The 17,701-nt window shown below is 74.5% G+C and carries 15 protein-coding genes and 1 pseudogene; 8 read left to right on the plus strand and 8 right to left on the minus strand.

Annotated elements, in window-relative coordinates; all coding sequences use genetic code 11:
• Positions 1–12: 12 nt before the first annotated feature.
• The 3 genes and pseudogenes from D450_RS0123695 (at position 13) to D450_RS34325 (ending at position 2,996) form a co-directional block, all read left to right on the plus strand.
• Positions 13–2,046, plus strand: a complete 2,034-nt coding sequence (locus D450_RS0123695; RefSeq protein ID WP_017541114.1) for a cytochrome c oxidase assembly protein — start codon at positions 13–15, stop codon at positions 2,044–2,046.
• Between the two features lie 163 nt (positions 2,047–2,209).
• A pseudogene (locus tag D450_RS34320) lies at positions 2,210–2,578 on the plus strand (LLM class flavin-dependent oxidoreductase); the annotation flags it as partial.
• A gap of 40 nt (positions 2,579–2,618) precedes the next feature.
• Positions 2,619–2,996, plus strand: coding sequence for a hypothetical protein (locus tag D450_RS34325; protein WP_017541115.1), 378 nt, complete (start codon positions 2,619–2,621; stop codon positions 2,994–2,996).
• Here D450_RS34325 and D450_RS0123705 read toward each other — a convergent pair.
• The 8 genes from D450_RS0123705 to D450_RS0123735 all read right to left on the minus strand — a co-directional run bounded on the left by D450_RS0123705 (position 2,989) and on the right by D450_RS0123735 (position 10,982).
• Positions 2,989–3,387 carry a hypothetical protein gene (locus D450_RS0123705; protein ID WP_017541116.1) on the minus strand — a complete coding sequence of 133 codons (399 nt, stop codon included), beginning with the start codon at positions 3,385–3,387 and terminating at the stop codon, positions 2,989–2,991. The two genes, D450_RS34325 and D450_RS0123705, sit on opposite strands and share 8 nt — an antisense overlap.
• Positions 3,388–3,399: 12 nt before the next feature.
• A complete protein-coding gene (locus tag D450_RS0123710; RefSeq protein ID WP_017541117.1) occupies positions 3,400–4,092 on the minus strand; it encodes an AAA family ATPase in 693 nt (230 codons plus the stop codon).
• Positions 4,093–4,296: 204 nt separating this feature from the next.
• Entirely contained in the window at positions 4,297–4,626 is a 330-nt protein-coding gene (locus tag D450_RS0123715; protein ID WP_017541118.1) for a helix-turn-helix domain-containing protein, read from the minus strand.
• The gene (locus tag D450_RS35675) at positions 4,623–5,234 is read right to left on the minus strand and encodes a type II toxin-antitoxin system RelE/ParE family toxin (protein WP_394296834.1); all 612 of its coding nucleotides are present in this window, start codon (positions 5,232–5,234) and stop codon (positions 4,623–4,625) included. Before D450_RS35675 ends, D450_RS0123715 begins: the two co-directional genes overlap by 4 nt.
• A 55-nt stretch (positions 5,235–5,289) precedes the next feature.
• Positions 5,290–8,268: an AAA family ATPase gene (locus tag D450_RS0123720; RefSeq protein ID WP_017541119.1), complete on the minus strand. Its 2,979-nt coding sequence runs from the start codon at positions 8,266–8,268 to the stop codon at positions 5,290–5,292.
• 64 nt (positions 8,269–8,332) lie between these two features.
• Complete coding sequence (locus tag D450_RS0123725) at positions 8,333–9,484, minus strand: exonuclease SbcCD subunit D (protein ID WP_017541120.1); 1,152 nt, start codon at positions 9,482–9,484, stop codon at positions 8,333–8,335.
• 93 nt (positions 9,485–9,577) lie between these two features.
• Entirely contained in the window at positions 9,578–10,252 is a 675-nt protein-coding gene (locus tag D450_RS0123730) for an O-methyltransferase (protein ID WP_017541121.1), read from the minus strand.
• A gap of 16 nt (positions 10,253–10,268) precedes the next feature.
• Positions 10,269–10,982 carry a metal-dependent hydrolase gene (locus D450_RS0123735; protein WP_017541122.1) on the minus strand — a complete coding sequence of 238 codons (714 nt, stop codon included), beginning with the start codon at positions 10,980–10,982 and terminating at the stop codon, positions 10,269–10,271.
• Positions 10,983–11,237: 255 nt separating this feature from the next.
• Between D450_RS0123735 and D450_RS0123740 the strand changes: the two genes are divergently transcribed.
• The 5 genes from D450_RS0123740 (at position 11,238) to D450_RS31120 (ending at position 17,227) form a co-directional block, all read left to right on the plus strand.
• Positions 11,238–13,115, plus strand: coding sequence for an ABC transporter substrate-binding protein (locus D450_RS0123740; RefSeq protein WP_017541123.1), 1,878 nt, complete (start codon positions 11,238–11,240; stop codon positions 13,113–13,115).
• A gap of 70 nt (positions 13,116–13,185) precedes the next feature.
• On the plus strand, positions 13,186–14,283 hold the full coding sequence (locus D450_RS0123745; protein ID WP_017541124.1) for an ABC transporter permease: 1,098 nt from the start codon (positions 13,186–13,188) through the stop codon (positions 14,281–14,283).
• Positions 14,280–15,185 carry an ABC transporter permease gene (locus tag D450_RS0123750; protein WP_017541125.1) on the plus strand — a complete coding sequence of 302 codons (906 nt, stop codon included), beginning with the start codon at positions 14,280–14,282 and terminating at the stop codon, positions 15,183–15,185. Before D450_RS0123745 ends, D450_RS0123750 begins: the two co-directional genes overlap by 4 nt.
• Positions 15,182–16,177, plus strand: a complete 996-nt coding sequence (locus D450_RS0123755) for an ABC transporter ATP-binding protein (RefSeq protein WP_017541126.1) — start codon at positions 15,182–15,184, stop codon at positions 16,175–16,177. The genes D450_RS0123750 and D450_RS0123755 overlap by 4 nt, the downstream gene beginning before the upstream one ends.
• A gap of 84 nt (positions 16,178–16,261) precedes the next feature.
• Positions 16,262–17,227, plus strand: coding sequence for an oligopeptide/dipeptide ABC transporter ATP-binding protein (locus D450_RS31120; RefSeq protein WP_017541127.1), 966 nt, complete (start codon positions 16,262–16,264; stop codon positions 17,225–17,227).
• The last annotated feature ends 474 nt before the right edge of the window (positions 17,228–17,701 follow it).

The raw sequence follows: 17,701 nt of genomic DNA on the forward strand, positions 1-17,701 counted from the left end.
CGGAGTGGCACCGTGGCTCCCCCACAGACACCGAAGACGACGGACGCGGCGCGGCGGGGCGGCGACACCGCCGCGATCATCGGCGTGGCCGCGCTCGCGGTCTGCGCGATCGCGCTGATCGGCTCCCTCGTGGCCGGGGGAGCCGTCACCGCCCAGGTCATCCCGGGCCTGCCCGACCCCGGGTCGCTGACCCGGTGGGGCCTGCCCGTCGCGCGCAACGCCACCGCGCTGGCCGGCGCGCTCACCGTGGGCCTGCTGCTGCTCGCCGCGGTGCTGCTGCCCTCGGACAAGGGCGTGCTGAGCGACCGCGCCACCGGGTACGTGCGGGCCGCCTCCTGGGCCGCGCTGGTCTGGGCGGCCGCCGCGGCCGCCCGCCTGGTCTTCGAGCTGTCCAACATCCTGGGCCGGGTCCCCTCCGACGTGGTCGGCAACGAGCTGACCAGCTACGCCGGGCAGATCGCCGAGGGCCGCGCCCTGATGGCGGTGGTCCTGGCCACCACCGCGGTGGCGCTGTTCGCCCGCACCGTCTCCTCGGCCGCCGGGGCGATGGGGCTGCTGGCCGCCTCCGTGGCCGCCCTGGTGCCCCCGGCCCTGACCGGGCACGCCGCCGCCTCGGGCAACCACGAGCTGGCCGTCACCGGGCTGGCCCTGCACCTGGTGGCGATCTCGGTCTGGGTCGGCGGCCTGGCCGCGGTCACCTACCACGGCCTTGTGCGCTCCGGCGGCGACGCGGCCGAGGCGGTGCGCCGCTTCAGCGCCGTGGCCCTGTGGGCCTACATCGGCGTGGCGGTCAGCGGCGCAGCCAGCGCCCTGAGCCGCCTCTACAGCCTCGAACAGCTCCTGACCACGCCCTACGGCCTGATCATGCTGGCCAAGATCGCGCTGTTCGGGGTGCTGGGCGTGATCGGTCGGCGGCACCGGCGCGCCACCGTTCCGCGGATCGCTGAGGGCGGCGGGCGCGCGCTCTTCGCCCGCCTGGCCGGGGTCGAGCTGGTCATCATGGGCGCGGTGATGGGCCTGGCCACCACCCTCAGCCGCACCGCGCCGCCCGAGCCGGACGCCAGTGACGTCGACCCGGCCACCGCGGTCCTCGGCTTCCCGATCCCGCCGCCGATGAGCCTGCAGACCCTGCTCACCCTGTGGCGCCCGGACCTGTTCTTCATCCTCGGGATCGCCGCGCTGGGCGGACTCTACGCGGCGGGCGTGGTGCGCCTGCGCCGCCGCGGCGACGCCTGGCCCGCCTCCCGCACCGTCTTCTGGTTCCTCGGGCTGGCGAGCATGGTCGCCGTGCTGCTCAGCGGCTTCGCGACCTACGCCATGGTGCTGTTCAGCACGCACATGCTCCAGCACATGGCCATCTCCATGCTCACCCCGATCCTGCTGGTGCTGGGCGCCCCGGTGACGCTGGCGCTGCGCGCGTTCAAGCCCGCCGCGCGCCGCGGCGACCGCGGGCCGCGCGAGTGGATCACCCTCTTCCTGCAGAGCCGCTTCTCCAAGGTGGTCACCCACCCGGCGGTGGCGACCGCGCTGTTCGTGCTCGGTCCCTACGCGGTGTACTTCACCCCGATCTTCCCGGCGCTCATGAACGACCACATGGGCCACCTGTTCATGAACGTCCACTTCCTGCTGTCGGGCTTCCTGTTCTACTGGACGATCATCGGGGTGGACCCGGGGCCGCGGAAGCTGCCCTACCTGCTGCGCTTCGTGCTGCTGCTGGCGACCATGGGCATGCACGCCTTCTTCGGCATCACGATCATGATGCAGTCGGCGCCGCTGGCCATGGACTTCTACGGGCAGTTCGACATCCCCTGGAGCCAGGACGTGGCCGGGGACCAGTACGCCGGCGGCGGGTTCGCCTGGGCGGTGGGGGAGATCCCCACGCTGCTGGTGACCATCATGCTCATGCGCCAGTGGGCCCGGGACGAGGAGCGTACCGAGCGCCGCCGCGAGCGGCACAGCAGGCGCGACGGCTCCGACGACGCCGACCTCGACGCCTACAACGCCTACCTGCAGGAGCTGGACCGCCGTTCCAAGAACGGCGGCTGAGCACCGCGCCTGCGCCCCTTCCCCGCTTCTGCCCGCCGCAGAAACGCTTGGGGCGCGCCGACCGGTGCGGTTGGCTCGGCGTATGAGGAGATTCCGTTTCGGCGTGAACTTCCGCGCCGCACAGATCGAGGACTGGCCCGAAGAGTGCCGCAGGACCGAGGCCATGGGCTTCGACACCGTCGTCGCCCCGGACCACCTCGGCCACCCGTCCCCCTTCGCCATGCTGGCCGCGGCCGCCGCGTCCACCTCGCGGCTGCGCTTGGGCACCCTGGTGCTGAACAACGGGTTCTGGAACCCGGCACTGCTGGCCCGCGAGGCCGCCACCGTCGACCGCCTCTCCGGGGGCCGCCTGGACCTGGGCCTGGGGCTGGGCCACATGAAGTCGGAGTTCGAGGAGACGGGCATCCCCTGGCGGGGCCACGCCGAGCGGCTGTCCGCCCTGGAGGCCTCGCTCGACGCCCTGGAGGCCCGCTTCGTCGTCCAGGAGCCCGCCCCGGTCCAGCGCCCCCGTCCGCCCGTGCTGATCGGCGGCCCCGGNNNTCGGCGGACTGGTGCAGCGGCGCGGGGCCCGCATGGGCGTGTTCGACATGGACGGGCCCGGCGAGGTGCTGCGCCGCGTCGACCTGGTGCGCGAGGAGGCCGGCGACCGCGCCGCGGACCTGGAGTTCAACGTTCTGGTGCAGGCGGTGTCGGTCACCGACGACGCCGAGAAGGAGGCCGCGCGGCTGGCCGGGGTCTACGGCGCCGGCGGCCTGGACACCGCCGAGAAGGTGCTGGCGAGTCCGTTCGTGCTGGTGGGCACGGCCGGAGAGATCGCCGACGGGCTGCTGGCCGCGCGCGAGCGGTACGGGTTCTCCTACGTCACCGCCCACGGGGAGTCCCGGGAGGCGCTGGCCGAGGTGATTCCCCGGGTGCGGGAGGCGGCGGGGGAGCGGGCCGCCCTCAGCTGAGCAGGAGCGCCAGCAGGGAGGCGGCCAGGGCCAGCACGCCGCTGACCACCAGGCCCCCGCCCAGGAGCGCGGCCGAGGGGCGCGGGCGCTCCGGGGCGCCGCCCGAGCGCCGCAGCACGGCGGGCAGCAGGGCGATGTTGACGGCGTAGATGATGATCTCCACGGCCAGGGCGCTGAGGAACGCCGCGCCGTACCCGCCGCCGGCGGCCAGCTCGCCCAGGGCGGCCGACGCCGGGACGCCGAGCAGCACCGCCACCGAGACCGCGCCGAAGGCGATCCGGACCCCCTTGGCGGGGGCGCGGTCCCCCGCGACCAGCAGCAGACCCAGCAGGGCCGCCATCATGACGGCGCCGACGATGCCGAACAGGACGATGTTGACCAGGGAGTTCACCCTGTCATTGTGTCAGCTTCCGGCGAAGGGGCCGAACCGCCCCGAGGTGAGGTGAACCGCACCCGCACCCGCGGCCGCGCCGCCGCCCGGAGGCGCGGCGGTGCCGGTGAAGCGCACGCCCGTCACGGTGTGCACCTCCCGGCGGGCCAGCACGGCCAGGGAGGCGGCGCCGGGGACCAGCGCGCCGGGTCCGCGCTCCCGGGCCGCGCACAGGCGCCGCCAGCGCCGGGTGTGCGCGCGGTGGCTCAGCCGGGTCACCGTGCGCCCCCGCGCGCGCTGGGCGTGCAGCGCCTCCTCGGGGGAGGCGTCGACCATCACCACGTGGACGGTGTAGCCGCGCAGCCGGCACAGCACCGAGAGCAGCAGGCGCACCCACCCCCGGGTCCCGGACTCGTGAACGGCGACCGGCCCGCCGCGCAGGGCCGCGGTGATCCGGACCAGGTGCAGGACGTGCACCAGCCAGCGCCACGCCGCATAGGGCAGTGCGGACAGGTAGGGGGTCAGGCGCAGGCGGGACTGGTGGGAGTCGACGACGCGCACGCCGCCGCGCACCGCGGTTCGGTCCTCCTGCCCGGTGAGCCCGAAGAGGTTCCTGAGCAGGGTGCTCTTGCCCGCCCCCGGCACGCCGCAGACGAGCACGAAGGAACGCGCGGGGGCCGACGGGAGTTCGAGCACCCGCCCCCCGCCCGCCCGGGCGGCCGGCACCGGCCCGCCGCCTGGGGGACCGGCCCGGCGGACGGGTTCAGGACACTCGATCAATGTGCTCATGCCCCTATAAGTGACCTGTCGGGGTAAGTCGCGGATAAGCCTGGCATCAAAGGGATCCGAGAGCCAGACCTTTCACGCGTTCCGTCCTGCGCCGCCCCGGCAGGGGCGCACTCCGACCCGGGCCCCGGAAGGCCGACCACCTCAAGCGACCTTGACGCTCCAGCCTCCGACGGTCGCGACGACGTCCAGACTTCCGCCCAGTGCCGCGACATAGTCACGGACCGAGTCCATGGAGGTGACCTGGCCGCTTTCGATCTGAGAGATGCGCGCCTGCGAGATCCCCATCCTCGCGGCCACCTCCGCCTGGGTGAGCTCACTCTGCCGTCGAAGCTCGGCGAGCTGGTGGCCACGGAGCTCCGCGCGAAGCCTTTCGCGCCCCTCCTCCCTGGCGGCCTCCCGCTCAGGAGAGTCCCAGGTCGGGTGGTTCTCCCGAAGCTTACGCTTGGTCTCCTCCCACGGAGTGCCCTTCACGATGTCGCCTCCCTGTACTCGGCGTAGCGCTTCTCAGCAAGAGGGACGGCTTCCCGGTACCAGCGATTCCAGCTTCCGGCCTTATCGCCGGCCACGAGGACGACCGCCTCCCGCGACGGATCGAAAACGAACAGAAGTCGGATCGCCGTGCCCGGAGGGTACGGGGGAAAGCTCCTTGAGGTCGTGCAGATCGCTGTCGTGAGTCCCTCGACCGCTGACGGAGGTTTCCAGGGATGCCGCCGGGCGCGGGGGCGGGCGTCGATGGCCGGTTCGCCACTGCAGGCCCGGAAATACGTCCGCGCTCCGTGCCCGTCCGGAAGGCAGAGCACCCCGCTGTGCCCCGGTCCGGCGCCGAAACGGCCGATCCCGCCCTCCCGTGTCGGGATCCGGCGCGGCCGGCCGAGCGGCCTCCGGCCGCCGCCCCCCCCACCGAACGCGACCGACCCCGACGCACGCCTCCACCACCGTTTTAGGGCCTGACCAGGGCCGGGGTCCGCTTCGGCGAGCACAGCGACGGCCCCTCCGCCCCACCGGCGGGTTCGCGGGCCCTCGCCGGCCGGCGAGAAGCCACTCTTCAACAGGGCCAGGAGAACCACGCGCCCCGTCATGCGGACGAATATAGAGACTGCTCGTGCCGCGCGTCCCCGGAACGGCGGTGGTTCCTCAGCCGGTCTGTTCCAGGCGGGAGCCGGCCGGGGTCTTGAGGACCTTGAGCTTCGTCGTGATCCTCGTGCGCAGGTCCGCGACGTGGCTGACCACGCCTACGGCGCGGCCTCCGTCGCGGAGTCGGTCCAGGACGTCGAGCACCTCCTCCAGGGTCTCCTCGTCCAAGGTGCCGAAGCCCTCGTCGACGAACAGGGTGCCGATGTCGGTACCCCCGGCCTCCTCGCTCGCCACGTCGCCCAGGCCCAGCGCCAGCGCCAGGGAGGCGATGAACGTCTCGCCTCCCGACAGCGTCGCCGGGTCGCGCTCCTGGCCGGTCCAGGCGTCCAGGACCCGCAGCCCCAGGCCCCCTCCCGAGCGGGAGCGGTCTCCGGCCGCCTTGTCCACCGTGTGCCGCAGCTCGTACCGGCCGCCCGACATGGTCGTCAGCCGGTCGTTGGCCGCCGCCACCACCTGCCGCAGCCGCGCCGCCAGCACGTACGACGACAGCCGCACGCTCTCCCGGTTGGCCGGGGAGGTGCCCGCCGCCAGCCGGGCCAGCCCGTCGGCGACCCGGTGCCGCTCGCGCGCCGGGCGGGAGGACCGCAGCCGCTCCGAGAGCTCCCCGCGCAGGTCGGCCAGGCGCTCGGCGCGCCGGGCCAGCCGGTCCCGCCAGGCCGCCGCGTGCTCCAGCGCCGCCTCGGCCCGGTCCGCCCCGCCCTGCAGCGTCCCGAGGTCCGGCTCCGGCCCGGCGGCGTCGGGGGCGGGCAGGTCGGACAGGACGGCCCGCACCGCCGCCAGCTCCTCGTCGTAGGAGCGCGCCCGCTCGCGCAGCGCCGCCCGCTGCTCCTCGGTGCGGGCGGCGCGGCGCACCTCGGCGTCCTCGGCGAAGCCCGCCTCCACCGCCGCCCGCCGCGCCTGCGCCTCGGCCGTGCGCAGCTCCTCGGCGGCCGAGGCGCGCCGGTCCAGGGCGTCGGCGGCCGACCGCAGCAGCCCCGCCTCCCCGTCCAGCCGCGTCAGCCGCGCCCGCAGGTCGGCGTCCTCGCCGCGGGCCGCCTCCAGGCGTTCCGCCAGCCGCTCGGCCTCGGCCTGCCGGGCCGCCCGCCGCTCGGTCAGCTCGGCCAGCTCGGTGGTCAGCGTCCCCTGGTCCTCCCGGGCGCGCTCCAGCTCCGCATCGACCGCCGCCAGCCGCTCGGCCGCCGTCGCCGCCAGCGCGGCCGCCGCGTCCAGCTCGTCCAGCGCCGCCCGCCGGGCCTCCACCTGCTCCCGCGCCCCCTCCGGGTCCCGGCCCCCGGCGGCGGCCTGCGCCGCCGCCAGCCGCTGGGCCAGGTCGTTCTCGGCGCTCTCGGCCTCCGTACGGGCCTGCTGGGCCGCCTCGGCCGCGCGCTGGGCCCGCTCCTCGTCCTCCTGGGCCGGGCGGTCCGCGTCCCCCTCCGCCGGGGCCGGGTGCTCGTCCGACCCGCACACCGGGCACGGCTCGCCGTCGGCCAGCTCGGCGGCCAGCTCGGCCGCCATGCCCTCGATGCGCAGGCGGCGGATGTCCAGCAGCCGGTCGTGGGCGGCCTGGGCGGCGTCGACCGCCGCGATGCGCCGCTGCGAGGCGGCGGCCAGCTCCCGGGCCAGCCCCGCGCCCTCCTGGGCGGCCTTCAGCCGCTGCCGGGCCAGCTCCAGGGCCTCGGCGGCGGGCTCGCGCGGGCCGGTGCGCGCCCGCGCCTCCTCCAGCTCCGCGGCGAGCGCCGCCCGGCGCTGCGGCAGCGCCGCGGCGCGGCCCTTCCAGTGCTCCAGCTCGGTGCGCGTCTTGGCGATGCGCCCGTCGAGCCCCTCCACCTCCCGGCGCAGCCCGGACAGCCGCTCCACGTCGCCCTGCAGGTCCCGCAGCCGGGCGATCTCGTCCCGGCGGGTGCGCTCGGCGGTGCGCAGGTCCTCGGCGGGGGAGGAGGCCGAGGCGTCGGCCAGGCCGGAGAGCAGGGCCGTCCGCTCGCCCGCCGACATCCGCGCCTTCTCCAGCTCGGTGCGCCGGTGGTCGGCGGTGTTCAGCAGCGGCACCACCGCGGCCGCCCGCTCGGCCTCGGCCAGCTCGGCGTCCCAGGCCCGCCGCTCGGCGGCCCGGGCGGTCAGCTCGGCCTCGCGCGCGGCGGCCTCGGCCCGGCGGCGGCGCCGCTCCAGGACGGCCCGGCCCTCTTCCAGCGCGGTGCGGGCCCGGTCCCGCTCGGCGGCGGCGCCGGCGACCACCGGCCCTGCCTCGTGCGCGGCGGCGGCGGTGGTGCACGCCAGCTCGGCCGCCCAGGGGACCAGGGACTCCAGGTCCTCCTCGGCCTCCCCGGGCACCGGCGCGCGGCCCGCCTCGGCCAGGCGGTGGGCGGTGGCGCGCACCTGCTCCTCCGCGCGCGCGGCGGTGCGCGACAGGGCGGCCGCGCGGTCGGCCAGCCACTTCTCCACATCGGCGAAGACGCCGGTGTCGAAGATCCGCTCCAGGGAGGCCACCCGCTCGCGCGCCCCCGCCCGCAGGAAGCGGGCGAACTCGCCCTGCGGGAGCAGCACCACCTGGCAGAACTGGTCCAGCGTCAGGCCCAGCAGGTCCGAGACGATCTGCCCGGCCTCGTCGGGGCGGTTGGTCAGCCCCTTCCACCCCTCGGCGGTGTACTCGGTGACCACCGCCTTGGCCTTCTCCTCGGTGGTGCCCGTGCCGCGCAGCTTGGGGCGGCGCCAGGCAGGGGAGCGCGTGATGGCCAGGCGGCGCCCGCGCACGGTCAGCTCCAGCGCCACCTCGGGGCGGCGCCCGGGCGGCGCGTGCGTGGAGTGCGGCGACTTGGCGGCCTCGCGCACCCCGGGCACCCTGCCGTACAGGGCGAAGCACACCGCGTCCAGCACGGAGGTCTTGCCCGCGCCGGTGGCACCGTGGATGAGGAACAGGCCGCCGTCCCCGAGGCGGTCGAAGTCGACCGTCTCGGTGCCCGCGAAGGGGCCGAAGGCCTGGACGGTGAGTGTGTGCAGACGCATCAGGGGGCGCTCTTCCGTGTCCTGGCGGGCGTGTCGTGGATCCTGCGGGGTGCGCGGCGCCGCATCAGGACGACGCCTCCCGCTCGCGCAGCTCCTCGAAGGCGGCCCGCACCAGGTCCTGCTCCTCCTCGCACGCCGACTCGCCCCGGGCCCAGTCCACGAAGTCCATCACGAGCTCCGGGCCCGGCCGGTCCCTGAGGCCGCGCGCCCACGCCGGGTCGTCCCGTTCGGGGGCCCCCTCGGGCGCGAACTCCAGGTTGAGCGCGTGCGGGAACCGCTCGCGCAGCCGGTCCATCGGGAACGCGGGCCGCACCGTGTCGGTCAGCGTCACCTGGAGCCAGTGCCCGGTGTAGGCCTCCCACTCGGCCCCGGTCAGCAGGTCGTCCAGGCGCCCGGCGATGCGCGCTACCGGGCGGGGCACCGGCGCCTCGGCGAAGTCGGCCCGCACCGCGCCGTGGCGGTCGATCTCCACCAGCCACGAGCCCTTCGCGTGGTGCTCCTCGGAGAAGGAGTAGGCCAGCGGGGACCCGGAATAGCGCACCCGCTCCGACATGCGCTGGCGCCCGTGCAGGTGTCCCAGCGCCACGTAGTCGGGACCGTCGAAGAGCGTCGCCGGCACGTGCGCGGCGCCGCCCACCGAGATGTCGCGCTCGCTGTCGGAGGGCGCGCCCCCGGTCACGAAGGCGTGCGCGAGTACCACCGACCGAGTGCCGCCGGGCCGCTCGGCCAGGTCGGCGCGGACCCGCTCCATGGCGTGCCCGAGCACGGCGGGATGGCCGCGGCCCTGGAGCCCCCACTGCCGGCGGGCGATCTCCGGCTCCAGGTAGGGGATGCCGTAGAAGGCGACCGGGCCGTGGCCGTCGTCGAGCACGACCGGGGCGCCCACGCCCTCCAGCGAGCTGCGCAGGTGCACCCCGGCAGCGTCGAACAGCCCCGACCCGTAGTCCAGCCGGGCCATGGAGTCGTGGTTGCCGCTGATCAGCACCGCCCGTGCGCCGGTGCCGCGGATCCTGCGCAGCGCCTCGTCCAGCAGCCGCACCGCGTCGACCGGGGGCAGCGCCCGGTCGTACAGGTCGCCGGAGACCACCACCGCGTCCACCCGTTCGGCGCGGACGGTCTCCACCAGGTGGTCGATGAAGGCCGCCTGGGCGTCCAGCAGGTTCTCCCGGTGGAAGGAGCGCCCCAGGTGCCAGTCGGAGGTGTGCAAGAGCCGCATGGTCCGCGAGCGTACTGCAGCCCCGCCCCGGTGCGGGGGTGACGGACCGAACCGGGTGGGGCGCGATGGGCGGGGGGCCGGCGGGCGGGGCGGCTACTCCTTCTTGCGGGCCAGGGTCAGGCCGTCGCCGACGGGCAGCAGCACCACCTCGGTGCGCTCGTCGGCCAGGGCCGCCTCGTTGAAGTCGCGGATGCCCTGCACCGCCGGGGAGTCCTCGCCGGGGTCCACGACCCGGCCGTGCGAGAGGGTGTTGTCGACCAGGATGAGGCCGCCGGGCCGCATGCGGGGCACCAGCTCCTCCCAGTAGTCCACGTACCCGGTCTTGTCCGCGTCGATGAAGGCCAGGTCGAAGGCGCGCGCGTCGGGCAGCCCGCGCAGCGTCTCCAGAGCCGCGCCCAGCCGCAGCTCGATCCGGTCGGAAACGCCCGCCAGGTCCCAGTACCGGCGGGCCACGCCGGTCCACTCCTCACTGACGTCGCACGCCAGCAGGGAGCCGTTGCGCGGGTCCAGGCCGCGTGCGATGCAGATGGAGGAGTAGCCGGTGAAGGTGCCCACCTCCACCGCGTCGCGGGCCCGCAGCGTCCGGGCCAGCATCGTCATGAACGTGCCCTGCTCGGGGGCGATCTGCATGCCCATGCTGTCGGGGTACAGCCGGGCCGTCTCGTCGGCCAGGTCGCGCAGCACCGGGTCCACCGGGGCGCTGTGCTCCACCAGGTACTCGTACAGGTCAGGGGTGAGGGACTCCGAGGTTCGCGTCACGGCGGCCATGCTACCCAGCGGCCCCTCAGGTCTGCGGCAGCAGCTCCGGCCAGTCGAACAGGTAGAACCCGTACAGCACGATCGCGATGGTCAGCATGGGCGTGACCACGTTGCGCTCGACCTTGCCGTCGGTCTTGAACCCGATGTTCTGGCCCACCCGGTAGCCGATGAACGGCCACAGCAGCGGCACCCCCATATGGGTGGCGATGTCACCGATGAAGTGCAGCAGGCAGCCCATGGCCACCGCGGTCCCCATCCAGGAGTAGTCGGTGCCCGCGCTGAAGAGCGCCAGGGTGATGCCCGCGGTGACCATGGCGTTGATGACGCCCGAGGCGGTGCGGTTCTTGTCCATGCCGAAGCCCAGCCCGTTGAAGGCGATGCCCATCAGCAGGAACACGAAGATCTGCACGGCCATCTCCGACCACAGCGCCAGCCCCTGCGCCAGGACCCCCATGAGCAGCGCGAACAACAGGGAATGGGTGCCGTTGCGGTGGCCGCCGAACGCCCAGTTCAAAAAGGCGCCCAGGGTCCGGGTGAAGACCCCGTAGGTCTGGGTGATGGTGGCGCTCTTGTGGTCCAGGTCGGGGATGAGCGCGGAGCCGGCGCACACCAGGGAGCCCGCGATGATCTCCCCGGGGCCCATGTGGAAGGTGACCCCCAGCACCTCGGTACCGTCGAGAACGGGAACCAGTGCCATCCAGCCGACCGCGCCGCTGAGCGCGTGAGAGTGCCCCATCATGTGCGGCAACGCTAGCGGGCCCGGTCATTCAAGGCGAATCGGCCGGGAAAAGGTCGATTCGGCGTGCCGTTTCTCCCCGTTCCGAAAATGGCGGCCGCGCCGGGCGGCGCGGGCGCGCGCCGAAGATCGTGAACATCCTGTGACGGTCAGGGTGTAAGTCGTTGACGCTTTTCTGTGCACGCTGGTAGACAACCAACAACCGGCCGCCGGTTCGAGGTCCCCCCGTTTTCCCAGCGTGAAGAGGGGTCGCCGACCATGCCCATCGCTTTCCCCCCGAGCCCGACCCGGTCCCTCAGACCCGCCCGGCGACCCGGGCGCCCCGCCGGCCCGCGCCGGACGGCCCTGCGCGGCGCCGCGGCCGCGGCCGCCCTGGCCCTGGCCGCAGGCGCGGGGGCCGCCCCCGCCGCCGCGGACGGAGGTGCCGACGAGCGGACCCTGACCGTGGCCATCTCCCAGCCGGTCGACACCCTCAACCCCTTCCTCGCCCAGCTGCTGATCTCCACCAGCATCCACAAGGCCGTCTACGACCCGCTGGTCGCCTACGACGCCGAGACCAACGAGCCGACCGGCGCCCTGGCCGAGTCCTGGGACACCTCCGAGGACGGGCTCACCTGGACCTACACCATCCGCGACGGCATGACCTGGACCGACGGTGAACCGATCACCGCCGAGGACCCGGCCTTCACCTTCAACGCGATGATGGAGGACTCCGAGGCCGCCACCGCCAACGGCAACGCGGTGGCCAACTTCGAGAAGGTCACCGCCGTCGACGACTCCACCCTGGAGATCGAGCTGGCCGAGCCCCAGGCCACCATGCTCTCCCTGGACGTGCCCATCGTCCCCGAGCACGTGTGGTCCGAGGTCGAGGACTTCGGCGAGTTCACCAACGAGGACTTCCCCGTCGTCGGCAGCGGCCCCTTCACCATCACCGGGCACGAGCCCAACCAGTCGATCACCCTGGAGGCCAACCCCGACTACTGGCGCGGCGCCCCGGGGTTCGAGCGGCTGGTCTTCCGCTACTTCGCCGACAAGGACGCCGAGGTCGAGGCGCTGCGCAAGGGCGAGGTCTCCCTGGCCGCCGGGCTCACCCCCGCCCAGGCCGACTCCCTGGAGGGCCAGGAGGGCATCACCGTCAACAACGCCACCGGCAAGCGGTTCCAGGCCTTCACCATCAACCCCGGCGCCCAGACCCAGGACGGCGAGGAGTTCGGCGACGGCCACCCGGCCCTGCAGGACAAGACCCTGCGCCAGGCCATCATGATGGCCATCGACAAGGACGAGCTGGTCGAGAACGTCTACGGCGGCTACGCCGAGCCCGCCGAGGGCTACATCCCCAAGCGCTACGACACCTACTACTGGGAGCCCGAGGGCGAGGACCGCCTCGACTTCGACCCGGACGCCGCCAACGCCATGCTCGACGAGGCCGGCTACGAGACGGGCGACGACGGCGTGCGCACCTCCCCCGACGGCGACCGCCTCGAACTGCGCATGCACGTCCACAACGACCGGCCGGACTACGTCTCCATGGGCAAGATCTTCGTGGAGCGCCTGGCCGACATCGGCATCGAGGTCGACAACCGGACCGTGGACCCGGGCGTGCTCAGCGACGCCCTCTACGACGCCGAGTACGACCTCATCTGGACCGGGTGGTCGGTCAACCCCGACCCCGACTACGTGCTGGGCATCCACACCTGCGACGCGCTGCCCGAGGAGCCGGGCACCATGCGCGGCGACGCCTACTTCTGCAACGAGGAGTACGACGAGCTGTACGAGCGCCAGCTCGCCGAGTGGGAGGACCCCGAGCAGCGGGCCGAGTACATCAAGCAGATGCAGGCCGTGCTGTACGAGGAGGCCGTGGTCAACGTCGTGACCTACGCCAACACCATGGAGGCCTACCGCTCCGACCAGATCGCCTCCACCCAGGTCCAGCCCGACCCCGGCGGCAACCTGTGGGGCCAGGACGGGCACTGGAGCTTCTCCATGGCGGAGCCGGCCGAGGGCGGGCAGGACGCCGGGGGCGGCCCCTCCGGCTGGGCCGTCGCAGGGATCGCCGCGGCCGCCGTGGTGGTCGTGGGCGGCGCGGTCCTGCTGGTACTGCGCCGGCGCGCGGCCACCGCCGAGGACCGGGAGTGATGCGCGGGCCCGCCCCGACCGGACCGGGCCGCCGGACGACACCGTCCTGCAGAACGACACCGAACCGCCGATGAAGAAGGGGTCCGCGTTGACCCGATCAGCGACCTCCGGGGCCGCGCCGCCCGAACAGGGCGCGCCCGGCCCCGGCGCGGCCCCGGAGGGGCCGGGGCCCACCGGCCCCTCCCGCGCCGTGCGCGTCCTGCGCTACCTGGGGGGCCGGCTGTTCACCGCCGCGGTCTCCCTGGCGGCCGTGCTGGTCACCAGCTTCTTCCTGTTCCGCATCCTGCCCGGCGACCCGGTGCGCGCGATGACCGAGGGCCGCGAGGTCACCGTGGAGCAGATGGAGGAGCTGCGCCGCCAGTTCGGCCTGGACCGGCCGCTGTGGCAGCAGTTCGCCGACTACTGCCTGGGGGTGCTGCGGTTCGACTTCGGCACCTCCTACCAGTACCGGGTGCCGGTGGCTGAGCTCATTGCCGAGCGGATCGGCCCCACCGTGCTGCTGGCCGGGACCGGGACCGTGGTGGCCGCCCTGATCGGGCTGGTGCTGGGCACCCGGGCGGCCTGGCGCCGCGGCTCGGCCGGGGACCGGATCACCACCGCCGTGGCGCTGACCCTGTGGTCGGTGCCCTCGTTCTGGCTGGGGCTGCTGCTGATCGTGGTCCTGGCCTCGGGCGTGGGCTGGCTTCCGGGGCTCTTCCCCACCTCGGGCATGGCCACCCCGGGGGTCGAGGGCGCCTTCGATTCCGCGCTGGACGTGGCCCACCACATGGTGCTGCCGGTGGCCACCATGGTCGCCGTCGTCTACGCCCAGTACCTGCTCATCATGCGCTCCTCGGTGCTGGACGAGATGGGGGCGGACTACCTGACCACCGCCCGCGCCAAAGGGCTGCGCGACGCCCTGGTGCTGCGCCGGCACGCGGTGCCCAACGCCCTGCTGCCCACCGTCACTCTGATCTTCCTCAACCTGGGGCGGGTCCTGGGCGGCGTCATCCTCATCGAGACCGTCTTCGCCTGGCCCGGGCTGGGGTCGCTGTTCTACTCCGGCCTGCGGGTGCCCGACCTCCCCCTGGTCCAGGCGCTGTTCGTCCTGTTCGCGAGCGCGGTGATCGTCATGAACCTGCTGGCCGACCTGGTGTACCCGCTGCTCGACCCGCGGGTGCGCACGTGAGCGCCCCGACCCCCTCCCGCCGTGCGCTGGTGTGGGCGCGGCGGCGCGCCGCCTGGGGGGAGTTCGCCCGCATCTACGCGAGCAACCGCGCCGGGCTGTTCGGCCTGGCGGCGCTGCTGGCGGCGGCGCTGGTGGCGCTGTGCGCCCCGCTGTTCATCGACCCGGCCGAACTGGACGTCACCGGCGGCCCCGGCGGCCGGTTCGAGGCGCCGAGCGCCGACTACTGGCTGGGCACCGACGCCTTCGGGCGCTCGGTGCTGGACATGGTGCTGTGGGGCGCGCGGATCTCGCTCACCGTGGGGTTCCTGGCGGCGTTCGTGTCGGTGGCCCTGGGCACCGTCATCGGCATCGTCGCCGGACACTTCGGCGGCTGGGCCTCCGACGTGCTCATGCGCGTCACCGACTGGTTCCTGGTGCTTCCGTCCCTGGTCGTGGCCATCGCCCTGGCTGCGGTGATGGAGCGCAGCACCCTGACCATCATCGTCGCCATCGGGGTGACCGCCTGGCCGGCCACGGCGCGCGTGGTGCGCGCCCAGACGCTGTCGGTGGAGGCGCGGCCCTTCATCGAGCGGGCGCGCGCGCTGGGCGGCGGCCACCTGCACGTGATGAAGCGCCACGTGCTGCCCAACGTGATGCCGGTCGTGCTGGCCCAGACCACCCTGCTCGTCGCCGAGGCGATCGTGATGGAGTCGACCCTGTCCTTCCTCGGGCTGGGCGACCCCTCGACCATCTCCTGGGGCGGGATCCTGCAGGACGCCCGCAACGCCGGGGCGATCAGCTCCGGCATCTGGTGGTACATGATCCCGCCGGGACTGGCCATCGCACTGGTCGCGCTCTCGTTCACCCTGTGCGGGCGGGCGCTGGAGGGCGTGTTCAACCCCAGGCTGAGGGAGCGCAGGTGAGTTCGCACGAGGAGGCGCCGCTGCTGCAGGTGCGCGACCTGGAGGTCGTCTACCGCACCGCCGGGGGGAGCGTGCCCGCCGTGCGCGGGGTGTCGCTGACCCTGGAGGCCGGGAGCAAGCTGGGCGTGGCAGGGGAGTCGGGGTGCGGCAAGTCCACCGTCGCCCTGGCGCTGCTGCGGCTGCTGCCCAAGACGGCGCGGGTCGGAGGCCAGGTCCTGCTGGAAGGCGAGGACGTCACCCGGATGCGCTGGGGGCGGCTGCGGGCGGTGCGCTGGGCCGGGGCCTCCATCGTGTTCCAGGGCGCCATGCACTCGCTGAACGCGGTGCGCCGCGTCGGCGACCAGGTCGCCGAGCCCATGCTGCTGCACGGCACCGCCCCGCCCGGCGGCGTCGAGGCGCGGGTGGGCGAGCTGCTGGAGAGCGTGGGCCTGCCGCGCTGGCGGGCCCGCTCCTACCCGCACGAGCTCTCCGGCGGGCAGCGCCAGCGGGTGATGATCGCGATGGCGCTGGCCTGCGAGCCGCGGCTGATCATCGCCGACGAGCCCACCACTGCCCTGGACGTGATGGTCCAGGCGCAGATCCTGCGGCTGATCGACGACCTGGTGGCCGGGCGCGGCATCGGGCTGCTGATGATCAGCCACGACCTGTCGGTGCTGGCCGGGACCTGCGACCGGCTGGCGGTGATGTACGCCGGGCGGGTGGTGGAGGAGGGGCCGGCCGACGAGGTGGTGGCCGCCGCCCGCCACCCCTACGCCTCGGCGCTGAGCGCGGCCTTCCCGCGGGTCGGCGACCCGGCCTCGCGGATGGCGCCCAGCGGGCTGCCCGGAGACCCGCCGGACCCGGCGGCGCTGCCCGAGGGGTGCTCCTTCCGCCCGCGCTGCCCGGTGGCCGAGGACCGGTGCTCGAGCACCGATCCGGACCTGTGGGAGGCCGGCGGCGCGGACCGCCGCGCCGCCTGTGTGAAAGTGCTCGCCGCCGAGGAGGCCGGATGACCGCGGAGCTGCAGAAGAGCACGCCGGAGGACGGGCCGCGGCAGGACGCGGGCGGCTCGGCGCAGGCGGGCGNAGGGGCTGAGCGTGGAGTTCACCGGCCGCGGCGGCCGCGGAACCGCCCGCGCGGTCGACGGGGTCGACCTGGACCTGCACGCGGGGGAGGTGATCGCGCTCGTCGGCGAGTCCGGGTGCGGCAAGACCACGCTGGCACGCGCCCTCCTCGGGCTGGAGCGGCCCACCGGCGGGCGGGTGCTGTTCGAGGGGCGGCCGCTGTCCTACACCGCCCGGGCGCTCAAGCGCTACCGCCACCGGGTGCAGCTGGTGCAGCAGGACCCCTCCGGGTCGCTCAACCCCCGGCACACCGTCTACGACGCGGTGTCCGAGGGGCTGCGCATCCACGAGGGCGCCACCGCCGACGAGGAGAGGCGGGTCGCCGACGCCCTGTCCCGCGCCGGGCTGCGCCCGCCCGAGCGGTTCTTCCTGCGCTACCCGCACGAGCTGTCGGGCGGGCAGCGCCAGCGGGTGGTGATCGCCGGGGCGCTGGTGCTGGAGCCCGAGGCGCTGGTCGCCGACGAGCCGGTGGCCTCCCTGGACGCCTCGGTGCGGGGGGAGATCCTGCGGCTGCTGCTGGACCTGCGCGCCGACCTGGGGCTGTCGGCCCTGGTGGTCACCCACGACCTGGGCATGGCCTGGAACATCGCCGACCGGGTGGCGGTGATGTACCTGGGGCGGGTGGTCGAGGCCGGGCCCGTGGAGGAGGTGCTGGCGCGGCCGCGCCACCCCTACACCCGGGCGCTGCTGTCGGTGCTGCCGGAGTCGGAGGAGGAGGCCCAGGTGCTGGCAGGCGAGCCGCCGGACCCCACGCGCATCCCGGGCGGGTGCCGGTTCCACGCCCGGTGCCCGGTGCTGGCCTCGGGCGAGGCGGAACGCGCGGGCGTGGCCGGGGCCTGCCGCACCGAGGACCCGGGCGTCCTGTCCGGCACCGGCCCTGCGCGTGCGGCCTGCCACTACGCCCGCCTGGAGGACACCGGGGACACCGGGACCCGGTGAGGCCGTGCTGTGCCCGAGAGTTCCGGCCGGGCCACCGGCGGTCCGGGGTGAAGACCCGTCCGGGGAAGGCGCAACGACGGGAGGGCTGGTCCCCGCTCGTTCTCACCTGCCGGGCGGCAGGTCGGCGGGGTGCCAGGGCGACGGCGGCGACGACGTAGCGAAGCGGTTCCCCGGTGTCGCCGGTCGGCCGCCGGGCCTTCTGCGGTACCGGAACAGGAGCGGCGACGGGACGGCTGGTGCCCCGCTCGGGGCTGCTTGCCGGGCGCCGGGAGCCAGGGGAGTGCGGCGACGGAGAGATGAGGCGGTTCCCCCTGCTCTGGCGGTCGGCCGCCGGGTGGCCTGCCGCCTTGGCCTTGGAGGGGCCCTTCCGGTCGTGTCCGCTGGCGTGGTGGGAGTCTGCGGGCCCCGGCCGCCCCCGGGGGGCACTGCCTGCCGTCCGTATCGACGCCCCCGTTGATCTCGGGAGAGTCGGGG

This window comes from Nocardiopsis halophila DSM 44494, from assembly GCF_000341245.1.
Classification (GTDB): domain Bacteria; phylum Actinomycetota; class Actinomycetes; order Streptosporangiales; family Streptosporangiaceae; genus Nocardiopsis_A; species Nocardiopsis_A halophila.

Bases quoted from the DNA above. Each gene is read 5' to 3' on its own strand.
- D450_RS34325 (WP_017541115.1), top strand. From the start codon at position 2,619: ATGGGCGTGTTCGACATGGACGGGCCCGGCGAGGTGCTGCGCCGCGTC.
- D450_RS35675 (WP_394296834.1), bottom strand. From the start codon at position 5,234: ATGACGGGGCGCGTGGTTCTCCTGGCCCTGTTGAAGAGTGGCTTCTCG.
- D450_RS0123720 (WP_017541119.1), bottom strand. From the start codon at position 8,268: ATGCGTCTGCACACACTCACCGTCCAGGCCTTCGGCCCCTTCGCGGGC.
- D450_RS0123725 (WP_017541120.1), bottom strand. From the start codon at position 9,484: ATGCGGCTCTTGCACACCTCCGACTGGCACCTGGGGCGCTCCTTCCAC.
- D450_RS0123730 (WP_017541121.1), bottom strand. From the start codon at position 10,252: ATGGCCGCCGTGACGCGAACCTCGGAGTCCCTCACCCCTGACCTGTAC.
- D450_RS0123735 (WP_017541122.1), bottom strand. From the start codon at position 10,982: ATGATGGGGCACTCTCACGCGCTCAGCGGCGCGGTCGGCTGGATGGCA.
- D450_RS0123740 (WP_017541123.1), top strand. From the start codon at position 11,238: ATGCCCATCGCTTTCCCCCCGAGCCCGACCCGGTCCCTCAGACCCGCC.
- D450_RS0123745 (WP_017541124.1), top strand. From the start codon at position 13,186: ATGAAGAAGGGGTCCGCGTTGACCCGATCAGCGACCTCCGGGGCCGCG.